This is a genomic window from Klebsiella sp. EMBS2024, assembly GCF_036233805.1.
GTDB classification, from domain to species: domain Bacteria; phylum Pseudomonadota; class Gammaproteobacteria; order Enterobacterales; family Enterobacteriaceae; genus Klebsiella; species Klebsiella pneumoniae.
This window is the reverse complement of sequence record NZ_JAZARW010000001.1, coordinates 4,041,569-4,043,492: the sequence shown is the minus strand read 5'-3', so window position 1 is coordinate 4,043,492 and position 1,924 is coordinate 4,041,569. Positions and strand designations below refer to the sequence as shown.

Genomic DNA, 1,924 nt, shown 5'->3' with positions numbered 1-1,924 from the left:
ACCAAGTCTCAAGAGTGAACACGTAATTCATTACGAAGTTTAATTCTTTGAGCATCAAACTTAAATTGAAGAGTTTGATCATGGCTCAGATTGAACGCTGGCGGCAGGCCTAACACATGCAAGTCGAGCGGTAGCACAGAGAGCTTGCTCTCGGGTGACGAGCGGCGGACGGGTGAGTAATGTCTGGGAAACTGCCTGATGGAGGGGGATAACTACTGGAAACGGTAGCTAATACCGCATAATGTCGCAAGACCAAAGTGGGGGACCTTCGGGCCTCATGCCATCAGATGTGCCCAGATGGGATTAGCTAGTAGGTGGGGTAACGGCTCACCTAGGCGACGATCCCTAGCTGGTCTGAGAGGATGACCAGCCACACTGGAACTGAGACACGGTCCAGACTCCTACGGGAGGCAGCAGTGGGGAATATTGCACAATGGGCGCAAGCCTGATGCAGCCATGCCGCGTGTGTGAAGAAGGCCTTCGGGTTGTAAAGCACTTTCAGCGGGGAGGAAGGCGTTAAGGTTAATAACCTTGGCGATTGACGTTACCCGCAGAAGAAGCACCGGCTAACTCCGTGCCAGCAGCCGCGGTAATACGGAGGGTGCAAGCGTTAATCGGAATTACTGGGCGTAAAGCGCACGCAGGCGGTCTGTCAAGTCGGATGTGAAATCCCCGGGCTCAACCTGGGAACTGCATTCGAAACTGGCAGGCTAGAGTCTTGTAGAGGGGGGTAGAATTCCAGGTGTAGCGGTGAAATGCGTAGAGATCTGGAGGAATACCGGTGGCGAAGGCGGCCCCCTGGACAAAGACTGACGCTCAGGTGCGAAAGCGTGGGGAGCAAACAGGATTAGATACCCTGGTAGTCCACGCCGTAAACGATGTCGATTTGGAGGTTGTGCCCTTGAGGCGTGGCTTCCGGAGCTAACGCGTTAAATCGACCGCCTGGGGAGTACGGCCGCAAGGTTAAAACTCAAATGAATTGACGGGGGCCCGCACAAGCGGTGGAGCATGTGGTTTAATTCGATGCAACGCGAAGAACCTTACCTGGTCTTGACATCCACAGAACTTTCCAGAGATGGATTGGTGCCTTCGGGAACTGTGAGACAGGTGCTGCATGGCTGTCGTCAGCTCGTGTTGTGAAATGTTGGGTTAAGTCCCGCAACGAGCGCAACCCTTATCCTTTGTTGCCAGCGGTCCGGCCGGGAACTCAAAGGAGACTGCCAGTGATAAACTGGAGGAAGGTGGGGATGACGTCAAGTCATCATGGCCCTTACGACCAGGGCTACACACGTGCTACAATGGCATATACAAAGAGAAGCGACCTCGCGAGAGCAAGCGGACCTCATAAAGTATGTCGTAGTCCGGATTGGAGTCTGCAACTCGACTCCATGAAGTCGGAATCGCTAGTAATCGTAGATCAGAATGCTACGGTGAATACGTTCCCGGGCCTTGTACACACCGCCCGTCACACCATGGGAGTGGGTTGCAAAAGAAGTAGGTAGCTTAACCTTCGGGAGGGCGCTTACCACTTTGTGATTCATGACTGGGGTGAAGTCGTAACAAGGTAACCGTAGGGGAACCTGCGGTTGGATCACCTCCTTACCTTAAAGAACCTGCCTTTGTAGTGTCCACACAGATTGTTTGATAAATAATAAATTTCAAAATGTACTGCGAAGTGCATTGTGAAATTTTGCTCTTTAAAAATCTGGATCAAGCTGAAAATTGAAACGACACACAGTTAATGTGTGTTCGAGTCTCTCAAATTTTCGCAATCAGAAGTGAAACATCTTCGGGTTGTGAGGTTAAGCGACTAAGCGTACACGGTGGATGCCCTGGCAGTCAGAGGCGATGAAGGACGTGCTAATCTGCGAAAAGCGTCGGTAAGGTGATATGAACCGTTATAACCGGCGATGTCCGAATGGGG

At 51.9% G+C, this 1,924-nt stretch carries 2 rRNA genes (1 of these 2 only partly in view); both read left to right on the top strand.

What is annotated here, in order from left to right:
- Positions 1 to 62 precede the first annotated feature (62 nt).
- Positions 63 to 1,602: ribosomal RNA gene (locus tag VZP09_RS18415) — 16S ribosomal RNA — on the top strand.
- A gap of 198 nt (positions 1,603 to 1,800) precedes the next feature.
- A 23S ribosomal RNA gene (locus tag VZP09_RS18410) occupies positions 1,801 to 1,924 on the top strand (it continues 2,778 nt past the right edge of the window).
- The 16S and 23S rRNA genes sit together here, the layout of an rRNA operon.